This is a genomic window from Veillonella sp. oral taxon 780 str. F0422 (assembly GCF_000221605.1).
Taxonomy (GTDB): domain Bacteria; phylum Bacillota; class Negativicutes; order Veillonellales; family Veillonellaceae; genus F0422.
In genome coordinates this window covers 39,851-66,128 of the sequence record NZ_AFUJ01000055.1, presented here as the reverse complement: position 1 = coordinate 66,128, position 26,278 = coordinate 39,851, and the positions used below count along the sequence as shown (strand labels likewise).

21 protein-coding genes and 1 pseudogene are annotated in these 26,278 nt (G+C 39.5%); 19 read left to right on the top strand and 3 right to left on the bottom strand.

The annotated features are described in order from the left end of the window. From pth to rsmA, 17 genes and pseudogenes are all read left to right on the top strand, one after another. Complete coding sequence (gene pth, locus HMPREF9200_RS06665; RefSeq protein ID WP_009372201.1) at nt 1-579, top strand: aminoacyl-tRNA hydrolase; 579 nt, start codon at nt 1-3, stop codon at nt 577-579. 258 nt (nt 580-837) lie between these two features. Further along, nucleotides 838-1,026: a hypothetical protein gene (locus HMPREF9200_RS06660; protein WP_009372189.1), complete on the top strand. Its 189-nt coding sequence runs from the start codon at nt 838-840 to the stop codon at nt 1,024-1,026. A gap of 319 nt (nt 1,027-1,345) precedes the next feature. Next, nucleotides 1,346-1,543: a hypothetical protein gene (locus tag HMPREF9200_RS06655; protein WP_009372177.1), complete on the top strand. Its 198-nt coding sequence runs from the start codon at nt 1,346-1,348 to the stop codon at nt 1,541-1,543. Nucleotides 1,544-1,796: 253 nt separating this feature from the next. Further along, nucleotides 1,797-3,293, top strand: a complete 1,497-nt coding sequence (locus HMPREF9200_RS06650; RefSeq protein WP_009372158.1) for an aminotransferase class I/II-fold pyridoxal phosphate-dependent enzyme — start codon at nt 1,797-1,799, stop codon at nt 3,291-3,293. Between the two features lie 42 nt (nt 3,294-3,335). Next, entirely contained in the window at nt 3,336-4,016 is a 681-nt protein-coding gene (locus HMPREF9200_RS06645; RefSeq protein ID WP_009372148.1) for a thymidylate kinase, read from the top strand. Nucleotides 4,017-4,238: 222 nt separating this feature from the next. Further along, nucleotides 4,239-5,282 (top strand): hypothetical protein, encoded by a 1,044-nt coding sequence (locus HMPREF9200_RS06640; RefSeq protein WP_009354006.1) that lies wholly within the window; start codon nt 4,239-4,241, stop codon nt 5,280-5,282. Beyond that, nucleotides 5,282-6,127, top strand: a complete 846-nt coding sequence (locus HMPREF9200_RS06635) for a stage 0 sporulation family protein (protein WP_009372216.1) — start codon at nt 5,282-5,284, stop codon at nt 6,125-6,127. The genes HMPREF9200_RS06640 and HMPREF9200_RS06635 overlap by 1 nt, the downstream gene beginning before the upstream one ends. Continuing rightward, nucleotides 6,117-6,836, top strand: a complete 720-nt coding sequence (locus HMPREF9200_RS06630; protein ID WP_009354000.1) for a tRNA1(Val) (adenine(37)-N6)-methyltransferase — start codon at nt 6,117-6,119, stop codon at nt 6,834-6,836. The genes HMPREF9200_RS06635 and HMPREF9200_RS06630 overlap by 11 nt, the downstream gene beginning before the upstream one ends. Beyond that, nucleotides 6,829-7,695: a 16S rRNA (cytidine(1402)-2'-O)-methyltransferase gene (gene rsmI, locus HMPREF9200_RS06625; RefSeq protein ID WP_009354007.1), complete on the top strand. Its 867-nt coding sequence runs from the start codon at nt 6,829-6,831 to the stop codon at nt 7,693-7,695. The genes HMPREF9200_RS06630 and rsmI overlap by 8 nt, the downstream gene beginning before the upstream one ends. Beyond that, nucleotides 7,688-9,637, top strand: a complete 1,950-nt coding sequence (gene metG / locus HMPREF9200_RS06620; RefSeq protein WP_009372178.1) for a methionine--tRNA ligase — start codon at nt 7,688-7,690, stop codon at nt 9,635-9,637. The genes rsmI and metG overlap by 8 nt, the downstream gene beginning before the upstream one ends. After that, nucleotides 9,637-10,404 (top strand): TatD family hydrolase, encoded by a 768-nt coding sequence (locus HMPREF9200_RS06615; protein ID WP_009372192.1) that lies wholly within the window; start codon nt 9,637-9,639, stop codon nt 10,402-10,404. The genes metG and HMPREF9200_RS06615 overlap by 1 nt, the downstream gene beginning before the upstream one ends. A gap of 69 nt (nt 10,405-10,473) precedes the next feature. Further along, complete coding sequence (locus tag HMPREF9200_RS06610; RefSeq protein WP_009372160.1) at nt 10,474-12,036, top strand: Ppx/GppA phosphatase family protein; 1,563 nt, start codon at nt 10,474-10,476, stop codon at nt 12,034-12,036. 10 nt (nt 12,037-12,046) lie between these two features. Next, nucleotides 12,047-13,470, top strand: a pseudogene (ppk1, locus tag HMPREF9200_RS09050) (polyphosphate kinase 1); the annotation flags it as partial. 114 nt (nt 13,471-13,584) lie between these two features. Beyond that, complete coding sequence (locus tag HMPREF9200_RS09045) at nt 13,585-14,166, top strand: hypothetical protein (protein ID WP_369688083.1); 582 nt, start codon at nt 13,585-13,587, stop codon at nt 14,164-14,166. A gap of 630 nt (nt 14,167-14,796) precedes the next feature. After that, complete coding sequence (locus HMPREF9200_RS06600) at nt 14,797-15,447, top strand: G5 and 3D domain-containing protein (protein WP_009372246.1); 651 nt, start codon at nt 14,797-14,799, stop codon at nt 15,445-15,447. Nucleotides 15,448-16,026: 579 nt separating this feature from the next. Further along, nucleotides 16,027-16,566 carry a ribonuclease M5 gene (gene rnmV / locus HMPREF9200_RS06595; protein WP_009372195.1) on the top strand — a complete coding sequence of 180 codons (540 nt, stop codon included), beginning with the start codon at nt 16,027-16,029 and terminating at the stop codon, nt 16,564-16,566. An 8-nt stretch (nt 16,567-16,574) separates the two neighbouring features. Further along, nucleotides 16,575-17,438 (top strand): 16S rRNA (adenine(1518)-N(6)/adenine(1519)-N(6))-dimethyltransferase RsmA, encoded by an 864-nt coding sequence (rsmA, locus tag HMPREF9200_RS06590; protein WP_009372210.1) that lies wholly within the window; start codon nt 16,575-16,577, stop codon nt 17,436-17,438. 77 nt (nt 17,439-17,515) lie between these two features. Here rsmA and HMPREF9200_RS06585 read toward each other — a convergent pair whose 3' ends face one another. Further along, nucleotides 17,516-18,760, bottom strand: coding sequence for a sodium/glutamate symporter (locus HMPREF9200_RS06585; protein ID WP_009372238.1), 1,245 nt, complete (start codon nt 18,758-18,760; stop codon nt 17,516-17,518). Nucleotides 18,761-19,209: 449 nt separating this feature from the next. Here HMPREF9200_RS06585 and HMPREF9200_RS06580 point away from each other — a divergent pair, with 449 nt between their 5' ends. Continuing rightward, nucleotides 19,210-20,046: a polysaccharide deacetylase family protein gene (locus HMPREF9200_RS06580; protein ID WP_009372212.1), complete on the top strand. Its 837-nt coding sequence runs from the start codon at nt 19,210-19,212 to the stop codon at nt 20,044-20,046. A gap of 191 nt (nt 20,047-20,237) precedes the next feature. Here HMPREF9200_RS06580 and HMPREF9200_RS06575 read toward each other — a convergent pair whose 3' ends face one another. Then, entirely contained in the window at nt 20,238-21,827 is a 1,590-nt protein-coding gene (locus HMPREF9200_RS06575; protein WP_009372208.1) for a peptide chain release factor 3, read from the bottom strand. Between the two features lie 357 nt (nt 21,828-22,184). Between HMPREF9200_RS06575 and HMPREF9200_RS06570 the strand changes: the two genes are divergently transcribed. After that, the gene (locus HMPREF9200_RS06570) at nt 22,185-24,551 is read left to right on the top strand and encodes a DNA topoisomerase 3 (protein ID WP_009372245.1); all 2,367 of its coding nucleotides are present in this window, start codon (nt 22,185-22,187) and stop codon (nt 24,549-24,551) included. Between the two features lie 233 nt (nt 24,552-24,784). Here the strand turns inward: HMPREF9200_RS06570 and HMPREF9200_RS06565 are convergent, their stop codons facing one another. Further along, on the bottom strand, nt 24,785-26,083 hold the full coding sequence (locus tag HMPREF9200_RS06565) for a DEAD/DEAH box helicase (RefSeq protein ID WP_009372221.1): 1,299 nt from the start codon (nt 26,081-26,083) through the stop codon (nt 24,785-24,787). Between the last annotated feature and the right edge of the window lie 195 nt (nt 26,084-26,278).

Genomic DNA, 26,278 nt, shown 5'->3' with positions numbered 1-26,278 from the left:
ATGAAGTTAATAGTTGGACTTGGAAATCCAGGTAGGGACTATGAGGGAACTCGTCATAATATCGGATTCATGGTAGTGGATGCTATTGCTGATGGAGTGAGTCATACACCATGGAGAGAAGATTATAAAGCGGAACTCTGTTCATGCACGATAGCGGGCGAAAAAGTATTGTTGGTAAAACCGCAAACATTTATGAACCTTAGTGGTGAGTCTGTAGGTCCTTTAATGCGATATTATAAGCTTACACCTGAGGATGTTTATGTTATATATGATGATATGGACTTACCAGTTGGGAAGATTAGAATTCGACCAAATGGAAGTGCAGGTGGACACAATGGGATCAAGTCTATGATTAGTCATTTAGGAACGGACGGTTTTCCACATTTTCGTTTTGGCATTGGTCGACCTTTGCCTGAGTGGACCGTTGTAGATCATGTATTATCACGATTTCCAGAAGAACAACAGGATACAGTAAAGAAGGGCGTTAAGGCTATGATGAAAGCTGTTCTTGGTTGTGTAGAAGTAGGTATCGATAAAGGAATGAATCTATATAATCCTAAAAAAGGACGGCCTCGTTAAAAAAATCAGAAACAACCAAAATAGAGCATTTGCTCTATTTTGGCTTTTCTTTTGCATATATCGTGTATATGAAAGTGATTTTGATTAATCCTTGCATGACTTTTGAATTGATGAAGGAATTCAATCAAATAAATTCACTATATATGTGTTTTCATCTTGAAATTATGAAAATAAAAGTATATACTAAATCTAGAGCAGTATAATTAGTATTTAATGTGAATCGTCTTTATTTTTACTTATTGTGAGGGAGGCATTATCATGAAAGGTAATAATTGGGGCGGCAAGCGGGCTGGTGCAGGTCGCAAAAAATCCTTATTTGAACGTAAAGGACGTACATTTCGTTTGACTGATGCTGAATTTTTAGAAGTTAAACCATTAGTGGACGCAGTACGACGTCGTACTGAAGAAGCAATGTTGGCTACATTAGCATCTAAAAGTAGAAAATAATTGTATGTTCAATACTATCGGTTTTAATTAGCGTAAACGCTTTTGATTACAAGTTAGTATGGAAAATCGGCCCCTTTTGGGGGTCGATTTTTTAATATATTTTATTCTATAGAATAAGCTTGACAATATCGAAAAAAATCGTTATAATATTAATTAACATAGCAATATAGTCTGATGCTAGTTAAGATATGTATACAAATGGATGCTTATTGTAAACATTCTTATGACGGACTATTAGCTATGGTGGTTAAACCCGACCACGGAAGGATCCAATTTTGGAAATGAATTCAAATAATTACTACACAAATGGAGGTTAGCAATGAGCTTAATTAAAAGTTTATCCAACCGCTTGTCTGTGCTAGGATATAGTGGTTACGAAATTTCACAAATTATCAATAGTGCAACGGGCGGTCAAGACATCAATGCTTTGACTAGTCAAGATTTACACCAAGTGGCAAATACAATGGAACACTATGTGCAAGCAGGTTCCCAATACGTTGCGGAATATAGTAAATAATCAAAAACTGTTACAGTTTGTAAGAAATTACAAATTGTAACAGTTTTTTGTTTCTTAAAAAGCTAGAAGATAGTATATTACATATAAACTTTATAATCATGCAGTGTATAATATCCTTATGTAATATGGTGGAAATCTACAATTAGATGGTGATAGAATACCTTGAATCGATGTACAGAGTAAGGTAGAATACTAAATAGAGTATGTAGATCTATAAATTTAATAATATTGTAAAAGAATCAACAGTAAATATATGAAACAAAGGTTAAATCAAAATCGACTTCCTTTTGTGGAGTCTTTAGAACAATATAAAAAACAACATATGGTGCCTTTTCATACGCCTGGTCACAAGATTGGTAAGGGAGCTCCTGCATTACTCACAGAGTGGATGGGAAAGGCCTTACCCTATGATTTAGGCTTAATGTATGCTATCGATGATTATCATGAGCCAGAGCGTGAATTGCTGGAAGCACAACAACTGGCAGCACAGGCCTTTGGAGCCGATCATACATGGTTTTCTATTAATGGAACATCTGGTGCGATTCAAATGATGATTATGAGTGCAGTGAAAGAAGGAGAATCCATCATCGTTCCTAGAGAGGCTCACTGTTCTGTTCATAATAGCTTAGTATTGAGTGGAGCTAAACCTATCTATATGAAAGGGCGCTTTCATCCGCGCTGGGGCATACCAGTAGGGGTTACAGCGGAGGAGGCCATCGCTACGATGGATGCACACCCAGAGGCAAAGGCTATATTGCTAGTACATCCTAATTATTATGGCGTGGGCATAGATGCAAAACGAATTGCAGAGGTAGCTCATGAAAGACATATGCTAGTGTTAGTGGATGAGGCTCATGGACCACATCTTGTATCATCTTTAGGAATGCCAGAGCCAGCTTTAGCGAGTGGAGCAGACTTAGTCGCTCAAAGTACACATAAGTTATTAGGGTCTTTAACACAGACCTCGATGCTCCATGGACAGGGGTCTCGTATTGATGTAGACCGTATTCAACGATTACAACAAATCTTGATGAGCACTAGTCCGAATTATATTTTCTTAGCATCTTTGGATATGGCACGCCATCAATGGGTTACAGAGGGACAATCTCTCATGAAAGATACATTGAACTTAGCTCGTACTTTGCGAAGGGCTCTGAATGAGATTCCTGGCATTGCTTGCCCTAGTGTTGAGGACATAGAAGGTGCTTTCAGTTTGGATGAGACTAAGATTATTATTGATGCAAAGAACCTTGGACTGACTGCACAAGAGTTAGAACGAGAGTTGCGAGCCCGTCATATTGAAGTGGAACTCATGAAAGCCTACCATGTCTTGTTATTGATTACCATAGGTGATACGGATACATCTATACAACAGGTCATAGATGCAGTGCAGGATATTTCGGATCTATATAGACACAGGATTGAAAGTATTACTAACTCTATTGATTTTTATGCAAGTACAGTAGAAACATTACCCACACCAATCGTGGCACTTTCACCACGGCAAGCATTTTATACAGAGATGGAAGAAATCCCTTTACCACAAGCCCTAGGGCGAATTAGTGGGGAAACGATTACCTATTATCCACCGGGAATTCCTTGTCTAGGTGTAGGTGAGACTATAACGGAAGAAGTATTGGCATATATGAAACAGAAACAATGTGATGGGTATGTACCGAATGGTGCTAGGGATCGCCAGTTGCAGACAATCCTCGTGTGTAAAGATAGAGAGATAGAGGTACGGGATTGACAGAGTATACGAGAAGAATTGTGATGTCATAAGGAGATTCATATGGGACAATTAATTATTATTGAAGGCGGCGACGGCAGTGGTAAGGCCACGCAGACAGCAAAATTATTGGAACGACTAAAAGCAGAAGGATACCCAGTACGGTCTGTAAGTTTTCCTAATTACGATAGTCCAGCAGCAGAACCAATTAAAATGTACTTGCGAGGAGACTTTGGAAAAGAGGCGAACTCAGTGAATGCCTATGTGGCTAGTACGCTCTATGCCATAGACCGATTTGCATCGTATCGCCAAGATTGGCAACGCTTTTACGAAGAAGGTGGCATCATTATTGCCGATCGGTATACTACATCGAATATGGTGCATCAAATGATAAAGTACACTGATAAAAAAGAACGAAATACGTTTTTACAATGGCTTGATCAATTAGAGTACGATTTATATGGGTTACCAAGACCTGATGCAGTGATTCTATTAGATATGCCACTATCGTTGTCCAAAGCGTTGTTAGCAGAACGCACAGGCAAAACCGGTGGCAATACGGGTGATATACATGAACAGGACGCCTCTCATTTGACGGCGGTTCATGATGCTTATGATATGTTGGTGAATGCCTATGATTGGCACCGTGTGCACTGCAAGAATGAAAGCAATCAGTTGCGCACTATTGATGACATTCATGAGGAAGTGTATAGTATTGCAAAACAATATATATGTAAAGGCTAGTCCCTAGCTAATAAAATGTGTCGTACCTATTCACTAGTGTGAATAGTATAATCATGGATAGTCTGTTATGGTACGACACACGTTCAAAAAAGGATATGATAGAAACACCACATGGAGTGCAAATATTTTGCTGAAACCATGAGGTGTTTCTTCTTTTATTCGTGTATTTATTGCCATAACATGCTATAATAAAGGGTAGTCTTATGAGGTAAAGGAGGATGTATGTCATTTTTTGAAACTGTACTTGGTCAACACCAAGTGAAAGAACAAATTACTACATTAATCCGAGATTCTGCTTTGCCCCATAGCTTACTGCTCTACGGAGAAACAGGTTTAGAGTCGACATCCATGGCCATCGCCATTGGGTCCCTATTAGTGGGACGTCAGATTTTTTCTCCTGATGAAGGACGAACTTTTTTATCCACTATAGAGCAACAACGCATTGAGTCTGGTGAAAGTGAGAGCGCAGTCAAAGATAAAGGATTGCCAATCTATATTGATCAAGGTCAAGCCTTTTGGATTCGCCCTATGAAAACACAGCTCAGTGTGGAACAATGGTATACCTTATTAGAGAAGTATATCAATGTATCTAGTGATACACCGCGGGTGGTTATCGTAGAAGGTTTTCAGACAGCCAATACTGTCTTAGCGAATGCGATGCTAAAAACGATTGAAGAACCACCACGGAATATGCATTTTATCATTATCACTACCAATATTGACAATGTACTACCCACCATCGTGTCAAGATGTATGCTCATTGGTATGCAACCAGTGCCAGAAGAGGAATTGGTGCAATCCTTAACTAAAGAAGGGTATACAGGAGATATTCGACGTGCTGTGCGAAGTGCTCGTGGAAATCCAACATTAGCTCGTCAGTGGGCGCAGGCTGGTGGTATTGAAAGTTTAGAAAAGGCTATGGAAGTACTAGAATGCGTAGTAGAAAGAAGTCATTTCTTTACTACCTTAGCTCTATCCTTTGAGGGACTTTCAAAAGAAGTGGTACTCGATATATTGAGCTGGTTACGTGTGTTAGCAAGAGATATGTTAGCCTTGCGGTATGGTACAGAGAGTGAAAAGATGATATTAAGTGAATATCAATTCCGAATGCAAATGATTTTACCACGATGGTCATCAAAATCTTTGCAACGAATTGTGCCCATTACATTAGAAGCAGAACAGGCGTTGCGCCTTAATGTGCGCTTAGGCCTTGTTATAGATGGAGTTATATTAGCCTTAAGGGAGGCTGTGAAGGAGGATATATAGTGGTTACTATAGTAGGAGTACGCTTTAAAAAAGCTGGCAAAATCTACTACTTTAGCCCAGGGTTTGTAACCCTTACGACAGGAGATGGTGTCATAGTAGAAACCTCTCGTGGTTTGGAATTTGGGGAAGTCGTAATTGGGCCACGGAAAGTATCGAAAGATAGCGTGGTGCAACCGCTGAAAGAAGTGACGCGTAAAGCCACGCCAAAAGATTTTAAACAAGTGGAGAAAAATAGAGAGCGAGAAGAAAAAGCTTTTGAGATTGGACTAGAAAAAATCGCTTATCGTGGATTGCCTATGAAATTAATCAATGTGGAATACACATTTGATATGAATAAAATTGTATTTTTCTTTACTGCAGAAGGTCGAATTGACTTCCGAGAATTAGTAAAAGATTTGGCCAATGTATTCCGTACGCGCATTGAATTGCGACAGGTTGGTGTGCGCGATGAAGCAAAAGTATTAAATGGAATTGGTGCTTGTGGACGTCCATTATGTTGTGCTAATTTCTTAGGCGATTTTGCGTCTGTATCTATTCGTATGGCGAAAGATCAAAATTTGAGCTTAAATCCAACAAAAATTTCTGGCATTTGTGGTCGCTTGATGTGTTGTTTGAACTATGAAAATGACTCCTACCTAAAAGGAGGAGACTTGTATTCGCAAAAAGTAAAACAACCAGCTCCTGTAGCAGAGCCACCTGGTATTGGTAAAGAAGTAGTTACCGATGAAGGGTTAGGAAAAGTCTTAAAAATCAATACTATGAAAAAGACAGTAAAAGTACAATTAGAAGCGGGACGAACTATCGACTTACATTGGTCGGAAGTGGCATTGCCGGATGAAGAGTAATATTACAATCACAGAATTATTACTAAGTGGGTTTCAGTTGTTTCAAGACGAAAAAGAGTTTAAGTTTTCTATTGATGCTATTTTGCTCGCTCATTTTGGAGAGGCAAAACCCAATAAGAACTATTTAGAATTAGGTACAGGCACAGGAGTGATTCCTCATGTATTGTATCATCGTGGAGCTCGTCATGTAATGGGGGTAGATTGTAATTCCTCTGTGATTGAGTTAGCTCAGAAAAGTGTGATTCATAATGATATTGCAGATGCTGTATCTATGGTGGAGCTAGATTACATGACCGATGCTGGCAAACCGTATTATGGTCAGTTTGATGGTATCTACATGAATCCGCCCTATTTTGAATCGAATAGTGGACTTCTATCACAAGAAGAAAGTATAGCATTAGCCTTACATGAACAACAACACTCTATGAAAGATAGATTGTTACAAGCTCAACGGTATTTAAAATTTGGCGGCACACTGTGGATGATTTATACAACCCCACGGTTAGAATCCTTATTGAGTGCTATAGAACAGACTCAATTTAGGGTAAAACGAATGCGCTTTGTTCATGGTAACCAAGATAAAGTGAGCAAGTTAGTATTATTAGAATTAAAATATGGTGGAAAACTAGGCATGATGGTTGAACCACCTTTATATATTTACGCAGTGGATGGTTCCTATTCAGATGAGGTACAAGCATATTATGAGTAGTCATAAAGGGACATTATTTTTAATTCCCACACCCATTGGGAACTTAGAAGATATGACCTATCGGGCTGTGCGTACATTACAAGGAGTAGATGTGGTAGCAGCGGAAGATACGCGTCATACAGGGGTATTATTACAACATTTTAATATTGTAAAGCCTATGATATCCTATCACGAGCATAATAAGGTGGACAAAGGTATAGAATTGATTGGACGCCTATTAGAAGGTCAATCAGTAGGGCTTGTGAGTGATGCGGGGATGCCTGCTATTTCTGATCCCGGTGAAGATTTGGTGAAAGAGGCTATCGAGGTGGGAATACCCATTGTTCCTTTACCAGGTGCGAATGCAGGTTTAACGGCGCTTATCGCATCGGGGCAAAACACAAAGGAATTTCACTTCATAGGTTTTCTGCCGAAACGAAAGCAGAATGTAAAAGAGGTGTTATCACGGATTGCTACCTACGAAGGAACGCTGATTTTCTATGAAGCTCCCCATCGTATAGAAGAAACTATCCAAAACTTATACGAAGGACTGGGGAATCGCCCTATCACAGTAGGTCGTGAACTGACGAAAAAGTTTGAAACTTTTTCACGAACTACCTTGCTAGTGTTACGAAATGATTTCAGTCAAATCGTAGAAAAAGGGGAATTTGTCCTCTTGGTGGGTGGCAAGGAGACTGTGACAGATGAAACGAAGGTGGAGGAAGTCGTGCTTTCACCACTAGAGGCAGCCTTAGCCTTAATCGAAGAAGGGGTGCCCAAAAAAGAGGCAGCCCGTCAAATTGCAAAAGAACGTGGCCTTTCACGGCGCGATATATATAATGAAATTGAATGGTATAGTAAGGAGAGAACAGATGACTAAGAAGCCGTATTATATTACGACACCAATTTATTATCCAAGTGCGAAATTACATATTGGGCATACATACTGTACGTCCATTGCTGATACAATTGCTCGTTTCAAACGCAGAGCTGGCTATGATGTGCGTTTCTTAACGGGGTCTGATGAGCATGGACAAAAAATCCAACGTATGGCGGAATCGATGGGCATTACTCCTTTAGAGTACACGACGCAAATTGTTGATGGATTTAAACATTTGTGGGAAAAATTGAATATTTCTCATGATGATTTTATTAGAACTACCGATGAAAGACATATCAAATATTGCCAACATTTATTCCAAAAAGCATTCGATAATGGAGATATTTACAAATCTTCATACGAAGGTTTATACTGCGTACCATGCGAAACATTCTGGCCAGAATCTAAATTAGGTCCAGAAAAAACATGTCCTGATTGCGGTCGTCCATTAGAAGTAGTACAAGAAGAGAGTTATTTCTTCCGCATGAATAAATACGCTGATCAATGGTTTAAATTTATTGAAGAAAATCCTTATTTTATTCAACCAGAATCTCGTCGTAATGAGATGATTCAATTCGTGAAACAAGGCCTAGAAGATTTGGCAGTATCGCGTACTAGCTTTAACTGGGGCATTCCAGTACCATTTGATGAAAAACATGTTATGTACGTATGGTTTGATGCGTTGATTAACTATATTTCTGCACTAAACCCATTGGATGAAAACAGTGATTTATTTGAAACGTACTGGCCTGCAGACTTGCATTTAGTAGGGAAAGAAATCGTTCGTTTCCATACGATCATTTGGCCGATTATGCTCATGAGTCTTGGCTTGCCATTGCCGAAAAAAGTATATGGTCACGGCTGGCTTGTAGTGGATGGCACAAAAATGAGTAAATCCTTAGGCAATGTGATCGACCCAATTCCATTGATTGATACTTACGGTTCTGATGCGTTGCGCTATTTCTTGGTGAATGAAGTGCATTTGGGCAATGACGGTAATTTTAGCTTGCCTAACTTTATTACGAAAATCAATGCAGACTTGTCCAATGACCTAGGTAACTTGTTGAATCGTACCGTAGCAATGATTGAAAAATATCATGGTGGTATCATTACAAAACATGCGCCAACAGAAGATGTTGACAAGGATTTAATTGCTCTAGCTGAGCAAACCGTAAAAGACTACGAACAATTGATGGAAGATATGCAGTACAACAAAGCCTTCAAAGCGGTGTGGGCTTTTATCGGTCGTACGAATAAATACATCGATGAAACGATGCCTTGGGTACTGGCAAAAGGGGCTAATGAAGGCGATGTAGAACGCTTAGAAGCTGTCATGTATCATTTGGCAGAATCCTTGCGTATTATCGCTGTCTTAGTGGATCCTGTGATTCCAACAGGGGCTCCTAAAATTTGGGAACAACTTGGTTTACAAGGGTTTGCACAAGCTATGCTAGATGATGTACGCACATTTGGGGCTCTTCCGACTGGTACAAAAGTAGTAAAAGGAGATCCAATCTACCCACGTTTTGAAATTCCTGAAATGGTAGAAGTGGCGCCAGAAGCTGCAGAAGAATCCACTGAGGAAGCGGTAGATACTAGCAATATTCCACCGATTAAAGAGGCCATCGAATACGATGATTTTGCAAAATTAGATTTACGGGTAGCGAAAGTATTGACTTGCGAAGCTGTAAAAAAATCTAAAAAATTGTTGTTGTTTACCTTAGATTTAGGCATTGAAACACGTACCGTAGTGAGCGGTATCTCTCAATTCTACAAACCAGAAGACTTAATTGGTAAAAAAGTGATTTATTTGGCAAACTTAGCGCCGAAAAAAATCATGGGCCATATGTCAGAAGGTATGATTTTATCCGCTTCTAATGAAGAGGATCAATTAGAAGTAACCAATATTGAATCCTTAACTCCAGGAAGTGTGGTGAGATAATGCGATTGTTTGATACACATGCGCATATCAATGATGAACGATTTGATAATGATCGGGACCAGATGATTCAAGACTGTTTTGACCAAGGCGTAGAGTATATTATGTGCCCTGCTGTGGATCGTCAAACAGCAGAGTCTGCCATTGCTTTGGCTGAACAGTATGACCGTGTCTATGCAGCGGTAGGTGTGCATCCACATGAATCTAAAGATGCCACAGAAGAAGACTATGCATGGTTTAAACAAATGGCGTCCCATCCTAAAGTAAAAGCCATTGGCGAAATCGGTTTAGACTATTACTATGATTTTTCTGATAGAGATGTGCAAGCAGAGTCTTTCAAACGCCAATTAGCCATTGCGAGAGAAGTGGATTTACCGATTATTATCCATGATCGTGATGCGCACGGGGCTATTCGAGATATGCTAGTAGAACATGGGAAAGGCAATTATGGGGTCTTCCATTGTTTTTCTACCAGTTTAGAAATGGCAAAAGAATTTATTAAAATGGGCTATTATATTTCCTTTGCAGGACCTGTAGTATTCCCTAAATCTACGAATCTAAAAGAAGTAGCGAAGCACATTCCATTGGACCGTTTGCTCATCGAAACAGATTCCCCCTATTTGACGCCACCTCCATTTAGAGGGCGTCGCAATGATCCATCTAAAACACAATTTGTGGCTCAAGAAATTGCTCAATTGCGTGGTATGGATGTAGAAGAACTAGCTGCTATTGCCTTAGAGAATGGTAAGCGTTGTTTTGGTATTGAGTAATATAGAATGAGAAAGGCACTTTCATAGTAGCATATACGGAAAGTGCCTTTCTGTGTACATAGGAGGCCTATGAAACGAGTAGCATTAATAGATTTAGGATCAAACTCAGTACGGTTTGTCATTTCAGAAATTACAGATTCAGGCAGTTATCGCTTGGTATATCAACAGAAGGAGTCCATTCGCCTCAGTGAGGGTATGTGGACTCATCAAATGTTGACAAAACCTGCTATGGAACGGGCCATTAAAACATTGAAAGCCTTGTCGCATATGGCAAAGGCTATGGGAGTTACAGAGATTCAAGGTATTGCTACAGCGGCTGTGCGATTGGCCACAAATGGTAATAGCTTTATTCGTCGTGTATATGCAGAAACAGGGATTCCTTTACGTGCCATTAGTGGAGAGGAAGAGGCATATTTAGGATTTTTAGGCGTTGTCAATACCATAGGATTAGATGATTTTATTGTATTTGACCTTGGTGGAGCTAGTATAGAAATTAGCTTAATTGAAAATCGACAATTAAAAAAATCTGTTAGCCTTCCTATGGGGGCTCTTGTGATGACAGGACAATTTAAATCGGGTCATGAGTTTACAAGTGCCGAATACGAAGCTATGGTGCGTTATATCCAAGAGGTATTGCATGGTGAAAGTTGGTTGAAACATACCAAATTACCTCTTATTGGAATTGGGGGGACAGCCCGAAATATTGCCAAAATGGACCAACGGGAGAAAAATTATCCTATCCCTAAATTGCACAATTACAAGGTAAAAAAAGCAGGTATGGAGGCTTTGTTTCATCGGGTGAAAGAAACACCGTGGGAGGAACGGAAAAAGATTTCTGGGTTATCTGCAGAACGGGCTGATATCATCGTAGCAGGTATGGCCATTATTATGGAATTGATGGAGTATACAAGGGCATCGTCTATGATTGTCAGCGGTTGTGGCTTGCGGGAAGGGCTATTCTTTCAGTATTATGGAGCCAACTATTCAGAAGAGAAATATGGACTACCATGTCTTCAAAAAAATGGCGTTGTAGATGATATTGTGACCCACTCTACTTTGAATGTGCTGCGTTCTTTCACACCTCACGATGTGGACCATTCTCTATACATTGCGAAATTGGCAAAACAGATTTATAAACAATGGAAAGAACTAATGCCTGAGGGAGATCGCTTGAAATTAATCTTGAAAGTGGCCTCTTTGCTCCATGATTTAGGAAAACAAATTAACTATTACAGCCATGCAAGACATAGTGCATATATGATTATTAATAGTAACCTCTATGGATTATCTCATCGAGAACAATTACTCAGTGCTTTTATTGCATCCTATTCTCATGGAGCAAACAGTAAATTTATTAAGCAGTCTCCGTATCTCTCCGTACTAAAAGAAGGGGATCGAGAGATGATACAAAAATTGTCCTTTCCCTTAGCCTTAGCAGAAGCTTTTGAAGAAAGTCATGAACGTACCATACGTTCCTTTCAAACGTATATTACAGATAAACAAATAGATATGCATGTTGAGGTGAAAGAATTAAGCCATATTCCTATGATGGAGATGGCTATCGAAAAATTAAAAAAGCAGTGTAAGAAAGAATTTAAACGTGAATTAGTGATACATTGGAAAGTTCGTTAGGAGTGATACTATGAAAGACTTTGATAATCCAAAGTATTATTTTAATCGTGAATTGTCTTGGCTGAAGTTCAACCAACGAGTCTTGCAAGAATCTATCGACAGAAGTAATCCACTCATGGAAAAACTACGATTTCTGACTATTGGCAGCTCTAACCTAGATGAATTTTTTATGATTCGCGTATCTGGACTCCGTCATCAAGAGCAGAGTGGCATCATTAAATACGATGCCGCCCATATGGATGCCAAAGCACAATTAAAAGCCATCAGTGAGGCTACAAAAAAATTAGTATCTTTGCAATATATGTACTTTTACGATATTCTAAAACGATTACAAAAAGAAGGTTTACACTTTGTCAAAGTTAAAGATTTGAAAGAAAGTGAATTACATTGGTTATACCAATATTTTCGCACTCATATCTTTCCCGTCGTTACGCCACTAGCTGTGGATGCGAGCCATCCCTTTCCATTCTTGGTGAATAAAACATTAAACTCGGTGGTGAAGATTCACCCTATCCATGATAAAGATCAAGAGAAGATGGCTATTTTGCCAATTCCCTCTGTATTGAATCGAATTATTGAAGTACCGAATGATGTGCATCGTCACTTCGTTATGTTAGAAGATGTCATCAACTATTATTGTGAAGATTTCTTTGTGGGTCATCATATCGATTCCTTTACCACCTTCCGTGTCACACGTGATGCGGATTTAGACATCGAAGAAGAAGCAACGGATTTACTGCGGGAGATTGAAAAATCTCTTCGACGGCGTCGTCGTGGTGAAGTGGTACGTGTGGAAGTATGTGAACATTACGATCCACAGTTATTGGAATTTGTTTTGCAAGGATTGCAGGCAAAAAAAGAAGCCGTTTATATAGCAGAAGGAATCTTAGACGTAGCCTCCTTTGGTGAGTTTTGTAATTTACCTGGCTACGACCATTTGCGATATCCTGCTTTTACACGACGAGAACTTCCTTGCGTAACGGAGCGAGGGACTTCAGCTATCTTTGATTATATCCGCGAAAAAGATAGACTCTTGCACCATCCATTTGATTCTTTTTCCGTGGTGGAAGAGTTTGTGGCTAGAGCAGCTGTAGACCCTGATGTACTGGCTATCAAGCAAACCTTGTATCGTGTCAGTGGGGATTCTCCCATCGTAGCAGCGTTGGTGAAAGCAGCAGAGCTAGGCAAACAAGTTACCGTGTTGATGGAAGTTAAAGCTCGCTTTGATGAAGAAATAATATTATTATGGCACGGCGTTTAGAAAAAGCTGGCTGTCATGTTATTTATGGCTTAAGAGGGCTTAAGACGCATTCCAAAATTACTATGGTGGTCCGTAAAGAAGGCGATGTACTACGCCGATATATGCATTTTGCTACAGGCAATTATAATGGGAAGACTGCTAAATATTATACAGACTGTGGCTTATTGACCTGTCGTGAGTCCTATGCAGATGATAGTTCCCTATTCTTTAATACCATCTCTGGATATGCAGAATCACAGCAGTGGCAGCATCTTATTGTAGCTCCATTGACTTTGCGATCGTCTTTAATGGATTTGATTGAGGGAGAAATTCGTGCTGTAGAACAAGGTAAGGGCGGGCATATCATTGCAAAGATGAACTCTTTACTAGATAAAGAAATCATTGCTAAGTTATACGAAGCTTCTTGTAAGGGGGTCAAGATTGATCTCATCGTTCGTGGTATATGTACCCTTAGACCGGGGATTGAGGGGGTTAGTGACAATATTACTGTGCGATCCATTGTGGGGCGATTCTTAGAACATCATCGTATTTTATACTTTAAGAATCATAGCGAGAGTCCCTATTATATTTCTAGTGCTGATTGGATGCCACGGAATTTAAATGATCGAGTGGAATTAATGGTTCCTGTAGAAGATATGGCTTTACAGAAAGAATTACAACACATTTTAGAAGTTTACTTAGCGGATAATCAAAAAGCCCATGTCATGCGAGCTGATGGTTCTTATCGTAAGGTCATTGCTAAAGAAGATAAGGTATGTGCCCAACTTTCATTTCTGAATCCTAAGGATATGGAGACAACAGAAGGTATAGCCGCATTAGGCGTGTGGGAGCCAATTTTAGAATTTGACAGTACTGATCATGCTAAGTAAAGGCATAGGACTGGAAATACTTTGCAGCATATTAGATATAAGTATATACCATGTTTTAAAAGATTATGAAAGGTACTCAAAGGATGTCTATATGCGTGAAAATGTAGTGAATAAATAGTCCATGATAGCAGTAAAATAAGATATAATTGATGAAATTAGCTGTAAATAACACGATTCGTGAAATTTATGGCTAATTTTTTAAATGTACTATGGACAAATTATGATTTTTAGGAATGGGGTATTAGTAAAATGCGTATCATATCAATTTTGCATTATCAATAGAACAGGGCTATTTTAAAAATACAATATATACAACCTAATCATAGATTGTATGCTATATGATGCTTATGGATATAGTTATACACATACTTTCTGATGGGTGTCAGTTAAGAGCCTATTATATGTTAAAACTATAGATAATTCAGTAATTATCAAAATGAGAATATTTGAGCATGATTAATAGCTGAATTAATCAAAATAAAATGTCCTTATACAGTGGACTAAAAATGAAGAGAGAATTCATTTTTAAATAAATAATATACTAAAAAATGGCTTTAATAGGCGTTTTTGGAGCGTATGTTTGACTTTATCTATCCATCTATGGTAGAATGCCAACCATGGAGGTAATAGATGACAAATCAATTAATACAGAAAAAGCAAAAAGCAGTGCTTATGCTCACACTGTTACTAGTAGTCTTTGTTACAGTCTCAGGCTTTATGTGGAATCATGGATTCCAAACTACGAAGATAGAAACACGAACAGTAGAAGTGCCAGTAGTGGTACAATATGAACGAGTAGATACTTTACCAAAAGGTGAAGAAAAAGTTTTACAAGAGGGTACAGTAGGACTTGATGAAGTGGAAGAAGAAATTCACTATAAGCAAGGCGATGTGATAGACACAAAAGAATTACAACGTAAAACGATTACTCCAATGCAACCAAAAGTGGTTCAAGTTGGTACTCGAGAAGTAGAAGTCTCACGTTCTTATGATCGTGTGAGAGAAGTCATTACAATGGAGGCTACAGCATACTTGCCAACAGATGGTGGTGGAGATGGTATTACTGCCACAGGTATTCGTGCTCGTCATGGAGTAGTAGCTGTAGATCCTAATGTGATTCCTTTAGGAACACGAGTATATATACCTGGATATGGTGAGGCCATTGCTGCCGATACAGGTGGAGACATTGTTGGAAATCGTATTGATGTAGTGTTAGAAGACTATGGATCTGCTATGCAATTTGGACGACGCACAGTAGATGTGTATATCCTTTCTTCTTAGTCTATGTATCTATGGCGTTCTATTGTAAAAGTCTATAAGGGTAGACCGCAATATATTTTATTCATCATGTCATGTTCAGATATTTCTGTATAGTGCAATAAAAGAACACGGCACATTCCTTCGCAAACGGTATTTCATAATGAATTGTCACTTGCAATGATATTCTGTCTTGTGGCAGTTTGTGGATAAATGGATAAAGAGTAGACCGCAATACACCCCCTCAGAAACGGTATTTCATAATGTTTCTTCGGAGGTATATTGCGGTCTTTTGCATGTGCATGTATGAGGATAAAGTACCACAAGACGTTCTACTCGTAACTGCGTTCCTCAGGAGGATAGTTAATGGCTATATTGCAAGTTTTTATTTGTAGTATAGCATGCCGTGCTCTTCTGTATGTTTAACATTTAAAAGTAAAACGCCATAGACTACTACGTCTAATTGCGTTCGTCTCGGAGCAGCGTTATTTGGCAATTTTGGGCTATGTGTGGTTTGTTGTTAGCTGTAGTGTGATTTGTTAGAGCATGCCATAGGTTTCGATGTATGGTATAATAATAGAATATTATATTGTGGAGGAGCTTATGTTAAAACAGGTCTTGGTGGTTGAGGGAAAATCAGATATTCAACGGGTGCAACAAGCCTTAGAGGTGGAGTGTATTGCTACGGAAGGGTTTAATTTGCGTAAGCCTGTGCTCAGTCGGATTAAGGATGCCTATGAAAAGAGAGGGATCATTATTCTGACGGACCCAGATTATGCAGGTGAACGGATTCGTCGTTTTTTGACGAAGCGATTCCCTTTGGCTCAGCATGCCTTTGTACCACGTGAAGAAGCCTATGCCAATGATGATATTGGGATTGAGCAGGCAAGCCCTGAATCCATCCGTAAGGCCTTAGAAGTGCTTCACATAGAATCTATGGAATCTTCAGAGTTGTTTACGATGCAAGATTTAGTACAACATGATTTGAGTGGAGGCCCTAGCAGTGCTGCTATGAGGGCTCGTATAGGTGCTAAGCTGGGTATAGGCTATGGGAATGGGAAGCAGTTTTTGTATCGATTAAATCATTACGGTATTAGCCGTGAAGCCTTTTTGAAGGCACTTTCAGAAGAAGAAATACAGTAGGAGAATACATGATAGAATCAGTCATTGCAAGTCCAGAGGTTGTACATTATATATGTAAACGTTTTGGCATTCAAATGAGTAAAAAATTAGGGCAAAACTTTTTGATTAAGCGCACTGTGGTGGATAAGATTGTGCAGGCTGCGGAATTAGAAGTAGGCGATGCAGTGTTAGAGGTAGGTCCTGGGATTGGTACCTTAACACAAGGTTTGGCACAAAGTGGGGCTAATGTTACCTCTGTAGAGCTAGATAGACGTTTGTTAGAGGTCTTAGACACGACCTTAGAGGCATACGATAATGTACGCATCATTCATGGGGATGTTTTAAAAGTCAATATCCCAGAATTAATGGATCATAAACCGTTCAAGGTAGTAGCGAATTTACCATACTATATTACGACACCAATTATTATGTCTTTACTGGAATCTAAATTACCTATTGAACGATTAGTGGTAATGGTGCAAAAAGAAGTGGCAGAGCGTATGATTGCTAAGCCAGGTACAAAAATGTATGGCGCTTTATCGGTGGCGGTGCAGTATTATACAGACCCATATATTGTCATGGATGTGCCACCTAAAGCGTTTTTGCCGGCGCCTGAGGTGACTAGTGCCGTGATTTGTTGTCCATTGCGCAGTGAACCACCTGTGAAAGTCCATAGTGAAGCGTATTTCTTCCGTGCTGTGAAAGCAGGCTTTGCACAACGGCGTAAGACGTTCAGCAACACAATGAAGACCACTGGACTGAACAAAGAAGCCATCGAAGCTATTTTGGCAAAAGCTAATATTGATGGATCACGTCGTGGAGAGACATTTACATTAGATGAATTTGCTCTCATCGGCAATGCTTGGTATGAATTGGAGCAAAAGAATACATAAGTACAATATTAAAAAAGGATTCCACAACAGAGGTTGTAGAATCCTTTTTCGTTTAGGGTAGTATATGGGAGAATTGATTAAATCAATTTTGCCATAAATGTGATTAAGAATGCGTTAGTAAAGTCGATGAGGAAGGCACCTACTAAGGATACGACTAACCATGCTTTTGGAGATGGACCGTATTTAGAAGCCAAGGACAACATGTTTACTAAAGCATTTGGTGTAGCACCTAAGCCGAAACCAATAGCACCAGCACCTAACATAACGGAATCGTAGTTGCGTTTGAACAACCAGTAGATTAAGTATGCGAAGATAGTAATCAACACCATTTGTGCAGCTAGGATTGCCATTAATGGTAATGCTAAATCTACTAATTGTGCTAATTTCAAGCTGTTGATTGCCATTGTAACGAAGATACTTAAGGAAACATTAGAAACAGCATCTAGTGCAGCACTGTTGATTGTAATATGACCAGTGAAGTCAGCATAATTTCGGATACATGCACCGACGATCATTGCCCCGATGTAAGCTGGTAATGGACCAAATACGGAAGATAGAAGGGCACTCACAAGTGTACCGAGACCAAGAGAAATACCTACGAAAGCAATGACATGCATCAAGGAATGTAAATCGAATAATTTACTTTCACTATCGGATTCATTAATATCAATACCGTCAGCTTCTAATAATTCAGGATGATCTACTGGAGTAGGGACATTGTGCATTTTGATGATACGGTCACCTACAGGAGCACCTAATAATGTACCAGCCACCATACCGAAGGTAGCGGCTGCGATAGCAGCGGAAGCCACGCCAGGGATACCTGTTAATTCTTCAAAGTGAGGACCGAAGGCACCAGCTGTACCAAGACCACCCATCATAGAAACGGAACCAGCCATAATACCAAAGATTGGTTCAATACCCATAGCTTTCGCAATTAAGATGCCAGCGCCATTTTGGAAGACAATCCAGATAGTACACACAATCCAGAAGAAGATAATAGCGACGCCACCTTTTTTAAGTACGTTTAGACTTGCCATAAGACCGATAGTGGTAAAGAAAGCTAGCATTAAGAATGATTGTAAAGCACCATCGAAGGTAATGTTTACGATTTTATAATAGGATAAGAATGCACATAAGAATGCAAATGGTAAACCACCTACGGCTGGTGCAGGCATGCTCACACGCTGTAAGAATGGAGAATGTTTTTTGATAAATTCCCCTAAATACAATGTGACAATAGCTAATGCCACCGTTTGAATCATGGACAGTTTTAATGTCCAGATTCCATTGACTAGACTCAAGTCGATAAGACCTTTCATAGTACAACCCCCTTTGGAATAAGAAGCACATTAGATAAAACTTATGCCTTTATCATAGCATGAAATAGGGGGCTTCGTCATAGTGATTTTTGGCACTATAGTGCTTTGTATGCGCTCTTTTCATAGATTCTAAATGTAATAAAAAATAGATTAATTGTAAACAATGATGCTATAAATTCTATAGAATGTAGAGAAATGAGTAGATAGTGGCATATAGATAATAATGCATGATGTATACATACCAATATTATAATGAAAAAAATCATAAAATTAATGCAAAAAAAGTATAATAATAAAAGGAAATATGATGAATAATTCTATTACTATATGTCAAACTTATGAAAAATAACTGATAAGTTTAGCGAAGTGTGGTACTATAATAAGGATAGATTTACATCGCTATTTTAATTTTTATGTATTAAGTAAAGTTACTGACACGTGAGGTTAATGTGAAACGAATTATTTTAGGTATACTAGGGCTAATTGTGGTCATCGGTATATATTTAGGAATACAGTATCAGCGATCTTGGGATTACAAAGCTGTAGGTGTACCAGTTTTAAATTATCATCGAATCGATACAGGTATACGTCATTCTTTGGTGGTTCCCCCAGAAGAGTTTAAGAAACAAATGCAATATCTCCATGATGAGGGATATCATACAATTACTATGGATGAGTTATATGATTACATGACAAAGGGAACGGAATTACCTGATAAACCAGTTCTCATTACATTTGATGATGGCTATATTGATAACTATAAGTACGCATTCCCTATTTTAAAAGAATACAATATGAAAGCTACCTTGTTTATGATTACTAGTGCATTTGGTGAAAGTCGCTTTGTCAATGTAGAACAGTTGAAAGAAATGCAAGCTAATGGAATCGATATCCAAAGCCATACGGTGAATCATAAAGACTTGCGAAGTATGTCCCTAGACCAAGCACGTGATGAATTGATTGGCTCAAAAGCGGTGTTAGAAGATCGTATGAAGCATCCTGTTCGTTACATTGCGTATCCAGGTGGGTTTTCCAATAAAGATATAGATAGGATAGCAGAAGAAAGTGGGTATCGTATGGCTTTTACAGTACAAGCAGGGAATGTAGAGCCAGGACAGAATCTATTTAATTTGCCACGACAAGCTGTATTCTTCAATGACACACCATTTCAAAACTTTTGGGTTCGATTACATTATCCATGGGAAAATGCCTTTATGTGGCGCATCCATGATAAATTACTAGAGTGGAATCTAAAAGGGTTAGCAGATATGGAGCCGTTATTTTAGGAACTTTTCTGATACAAAAATATCAGCAAACTTGCAATAAGAAATAAAAATAAACATATACTAGAGCATATTAAAACCGCCTAGATGATACGAGATAGTATCGCCTAGGCGGTTTTTACGTTTACTATACATGGGGTGAACCAATAAGAACAACCACATCGATAGGAATACGATTTTAGTTGTATTCGCACTTATGCTTCTATTTTAGGGGTATGTAAGAAGGTAACATCTGGATTACGCTCTACAACCCAACCCATTTGCCATTCATTGGAAATAAGAACGACGAGACGACCACGATTATCTTTTACGATCATGGCATTGTCCATACCTTTTAAGCTGTTTACATCTACTTCACCATCGATCCAACGGGCTACGCCATATGGTAAGGAGTTGTTCACAAGATCAACGCCGTATTCGTGTTTCAAGCGATATTGTAATACTTCAAATTGAAGCATACCTACAGCACCTACTACGAAAGAATCCATGGAGTAGAGGGGTTCAAAGATTTGTACAGCCCCTTCTTGCGCTAATTGAGTCATACCTTTTAAGAATTGTTTCCGTTTCATAGAATCTTTTGGTGTCACACGAGCAAAAAATTCTGGAGGGAACACAGGGAAGTCACTGAATGTCACTTTGTGATTGGATGCACATAAGCTATCACCTACTCCCATAGTACCTGCATCGAAGACACCAATGATGTCTCCTGGATAGGCTTCATCAACGATAGTGCGCTCTGTGGCTAAGAATTGCTGTGGTTGAGATAAGCGTAAGGTTTTACCAGATTGTTGGTGAAGTACATTCATGCCTTTTTCAAACTTACCAGAACAAATGCGCATGAATACAATGCGGTCATGATGGTTCGGATTCATGTTGGCTTGGATCTTAAAAACGAAGGCAGAGAAATCTTCAGACGTAGGTTCTACCGTTTCCTCACGGGCTACACGTGGGGCTGGCATAGGAGCTAACTCCAAGAATTTTTCAAGGAATGGTTTAACCCCAAAGTTTGTCATCGCAGAACCGAAGAACATAGGTGTTAATTCACCAGCTTTTACTTTGTCTAAATCAAAAGCATCACCAGCCACGTCGAGAAGTTCAATGTCATCGATTAAGGATTGATGCACCTCTTCCCCTAATAGCTCACGGAATGCTGGGTCGTGCACATCGCCTTTGGTGGAAGCTAGCTTTTTTTGACCATGGGATTCGTCTTTTTCAAATAATTCTACAGTATTCGTTTCCCGGTCATATACCCCTTGATACTCGCCGTTGATGCCCACAGGCCAGTTCATAGGAACCGCACGAATGCCAAGAGAGTTTTCAATTTCTTCCATCAAGTCAAATGGATTGCGTCCGAAATGGTCAATCTTGTTGACGAAGGTAAAAATAGGAATGCCACGTTCTTTACAAACGGCGAATAGTTTTTTCGTCTGCGCTTCCACACCTTTTGCCACGTCGATCAACATGACAGCGCTATCTGCTGCCATTAAGGTGCGGTAGGTATCTTCAGAGAAGTCTTGGTGACCAGGCGTATCTAGGATGTTCACACGATGACCATCGTAATCGAATTGCAATACAGAACTCGTCACAGAGATACCACGTTGCTTTTCAATTTCCATCCAGTCAGATACGGCATATTTTTGTGTTTTTCTAGATTTAACAGACCCTGCCAAGTGGATAGCACCACCGTATAGCAAAAGCTTTTCCGTCAATGTTGTTTTACCCGCATCTGGGTGAGAAATGATGGCGAACGTACGGCGCCGAGTTACTTCTTCTAAAAATGTCATAATTCACCTCTATTAATACATGTGTATGTTATATACTTTCATATCTTTAAAATTATATACTATTTGAACCCTCCCTGTATAGGATATGATACTGAAAGTTGAAAAACGGCAGATATGGTTATGAATAAGATAAGTCATAGGTTTGTAAAATTCCGTGCAAAAGTAGCACTGATAGGAAATTTTAGAGGAGTATGAAAGATAGCTAGAGAAATGATTCTAAAAGGAAGTTAAGAAAATAGAGGACTGTTTAATTATTTAGCTCATTCGTAGTATAATGAAAGTTAATGTAGAGGAGATTTATTATAGAATAATGTAATACATAAATAGTAAATAGTAATGGATAGGAAAAGGGAGCATATGCGTTTATTTATTGCGGAAAAGCCTAGTGTAGGGCGTGAATTGAGCCAAGTGTTACCGAACCCACAGAGTGCTAAACGTCATGATGGGTATATCGTCCAAGGTGACGATGTGATTACTTGGGCCTTTGGTCATATGCTAGAACAAGTAGAGCCAGGTGATTATGATGAGAAATATAAATTTTGGAGATTTGAATCTTTGCCAATTTTGCCCACCTCTTGGAAATTAAAAGTTAAATCATCTAGTGCTAAGCAGTTTAAGGTTATTAGTGGTTTAATCAAAAAAGCGACGACCATTGTGAATGCAGGTGACCCGGATAGGGAAGGGCAATTGTTGATAGACGAAATGCTCGATTATTTGGGGAACACCAAACCAGTAGAGCGTATTCTACTGAATGCGTTAGATGAAAAATCTATGCGTTACGCTTTAGAGCATATGCAGGATAATAAGAAATACCAACCTTTAAAAGATTCTGCATTAGCACGATCCCGTGCGGATTGGTTGATGGGGATGAATTTATCTCGGGCCTATACGTTAGAGCAACAGCATTTGGGAAATAAAGTGACCTTTCCGATTGGTCGAGTGAAAACGCCAACCTTGGCATTGGTGGTACGGAGAGAACGTGAGTTACAAAACTTTGTGCCTGTAGAATATTACGTGTTGCAAGTACAATATGGTCATGAAAAGGGAGTCTTTTGGGCCACTTGGAAACCGAAAGATACACAACAAGGATTGGACCCTGATGGTCATATGCTAGATCAGACTATTCTTAATGACTTGCGTGACCGTTTGATGCAATCACCAGAAGGTATAGTTTCTTTAGTGGAAAAGAAAAAGAAAAAGGAAGGACAACGGTTGCCTTTTTCCTTATCATCACTACAAATTGTGGCGGGTAAGCTATATAACTATACGCCACAGGAAGTATTGGACATCGCACAGAAACTATATGAGAAGAAATATACATCCTATCCCCGTTCAGACTGTGAATATTTGCCAGTGAATCAACTTTCAGATGGAAAAGCAATCCTGTCAAATTTGGTCAATATGGGTCATAAGGAATTAGCTGCATGGGCAAAGGATAGTAATCCTACTATTAAAAGCCGGGCCTGGAATGATAATAAGGTTACGGCCCATCATGCCATTATTCCGACCACTGTACGTTGCCCACTGCATACCTTATCCAAAGGGGAGCAAAATATTTACTTCCTCATTGCGCAAGCTTATATTGCACAATTTTACCCAGAGTATGTATATGAGCATACTCGTATCGAAGTGACGCACCAAGAGGAACTGTTTACCACAACGGGACGTGTCGTTATCGATTTGGGATGGAAAGCATTATATAAAAAGGTAAAATCCACGGAAGAATCAGAAGAAAATCAAGAGGATGAAGAAAAGTCATTGCCCCCTGTACGTAAAGGGGATGCTGTAACAGCGAAGGATAGCAAGGTGGACCAACGGAAAACAAAGCCACCAAGCCGCTTTACTTCAGCAACCTTGGTGCAGGCAATGAAGGAAATTCACAAATATGTAAAAGATGAAGAGTTAAAAAAACAATTAAAAGATGTATCCGGTATCGGCACAGAGGCGACACGGGCCACGATTATTGATGATTTAATCCACAATAAGAAAAACCCTTTCCTTAAAGAAGAAGGAAAAAAGAAAATTTTAATTCCTACAGAGTCTGCCTATACCTTGGTAGATGCATTGCCAGATTCCTTACTGTACCCTGATGCGACGGCCCAGTGGGAAGAGCGCTTAGCAAAAATGAGCGAAGGAACTGAACGGATTGATGTGTTTTTAGAAGACCAAACAAAATTTGTTGTACAACTGATTGAGGATGTAAAACGACGGGTAGGAAATACAGCTAAGATAGCAATGCCTAAGTCGGAGACAGGTGGCAAAAGAACGGGACCGAACCGTAACCCTTCCATAGCGCAACAAACAGGACGATCTTGTCCTAAGTGTAAAACAGGGGAGTTGCTCCTACGGAAAGGAAAGTTTGGAGAGTTTTATGGATGTTCTGGGTTCCCAACATGCAAATACACGGAAAATGTATCATCACCAAAGGAAAATGTATCAGGAGCTAGGGAATCAAGAGTTACCGAGGGAAACACATCATCAACGGCTAAAGTGTCGATGCCGCAAAGACCTAGGGAAGAGATAATACCTCCCATACCATTGTCGGATGGAAAAGTATTGGATGATACTCATAAGGAATACACATGCCCACGATGTAAAAAGGGATACCTTATACAGTATGAATCACAACTTGAACCAGTTTGGAAATGTAGCGAAGGTCAAGCTTGTAGAACTACTTGTGCCGACGTAGAGGGGAAACCTGCTATTTATGCAAATCGGAAGTAAGTACAGGTGCTCGGCATAGTGGGGATAGCAATAAAAGGGGAGCCATTTTGCTGATTAGAATATAAAAAATAGAGGAAAGTTAGATACTTTTGGTTCAACTTTCCTCTATTTTTTATGTAGGCTATTTTGTTACCCTCCCTTGTATTGGGGCTGTTTAGCTATAGCCTTTTTTGTAATATACTGTTAAGCAACGGACACCCCTCTTAGAAGAGCTGCCTATCGATACCAGAAACTTATCGTTTACCTCGACCACGATTGCTAGAGCCACTAGATTTTGCACGGCGTACCCGTGTGTTGGCACCTTTATGACCACGAGCTTTGTGAGCTTTTGCTTTTGTTGCTTGATAGGTACTTTTAATTTTAGGTTTCTTGCTAGCAGTTTCCTTCTTAGGAGCTAAGCCAGATCCTTTTGTTTTCACTTGTCCATCCTTGGTGTATTTTGTCAAAGTAGCTTGGATGGATCGTTCGATGCGGCGTACCCAAATTTCTTCAGCTGGCGTAGCAAAGGTTACGGCAACACCAGTGGAGCCAGCACGACCAGTACGGCCGATGCGATGGATGTAGTAATCCATGTCGTGCGGTACATCAAAGTTGTATACGTGGCTAACACCTTCAATATCGATACCACGAGCGGCAATGTCGGTAGCTACTAAAATAGGGGGATTGCCTTTAGCAAATTCTTTCAAGACTTGCGTACGACGGCCCTGTGTCATATCTCCATGAATTTCACCAAGCTCTACACCTTTGCGAGCTAAATCGTAGGCGAGTTTGATAGCTCCCTCTTTGGTGTTACAGAATACGATAGCTAGATATGGATTATCTGCTTCTAGCATCGCCACAAGGCGATTCACTTTGTCCTGTTCTTCCATCATGTATACTTTTTGTTCAATCGTATCGAGGGTAATATTTTCCCCTTGGATAGTGACGGACGTCGGTTTTTGCATATAGGCTTTTGCCAAATTACGAATCTTGTCAGGGATGGTGGCAGAGAACATTAATAGTTGACGTTTACCGTTAGTGCCACTAATAAGCTTTTCTATATCTGGTAAGAATCCCATATGAAGCATTTGGTCCGCTTCGTCCAACACAACACGGCGGATGGAGTTCAAGTGTAACGTACCACGATTGACGTGATCCAGCAAACGGCCAGGTGTACCGATGATGACATGAGGACGGCGACCTAGCTTTTGCAATTGGCCTTCGATCGTTCTGCCTCCAATCAGGGGTAATACGTCTACTCCTAAGATAGCGCCTAAGTGACGTGCTTCCTCTGCAATTTGTTGGATTAACTCACGTGTAGGGGCGATGATAAGGGCTTGCTCCTGTTGCACATCTACGTGGATGCGTTGCAATAGTGGTAACAAGAATGCCAGCGTTTTGCCTGTCCCTGTTTGGGCTTTGGCGATTACATCTTGTCCTTTGAAGATGAGGGGAATCGATTTTTCTTGGATCGGCGTTGGTTCTTTCACGCCCACCTTTTGTAATGCTTGTATCAGTTCAGGCACGATGCCTAAGGATTGAAATGATTTCATAATGTATCTCCGTTTCTAAATGACTTAATAGTATTATTATATCATATTTCTAGCTAGGTGGACCTGTGAAAGTTCTTTCACATAGTGATGTAATGCCATGGAATAGATGGTTTAGTTGTGAAGGAAAGGGTATTAGCTCCAAATAGGTATTCTTTATAAGTATTTATAGAATCATTTTTAGTTATAGATAATGAG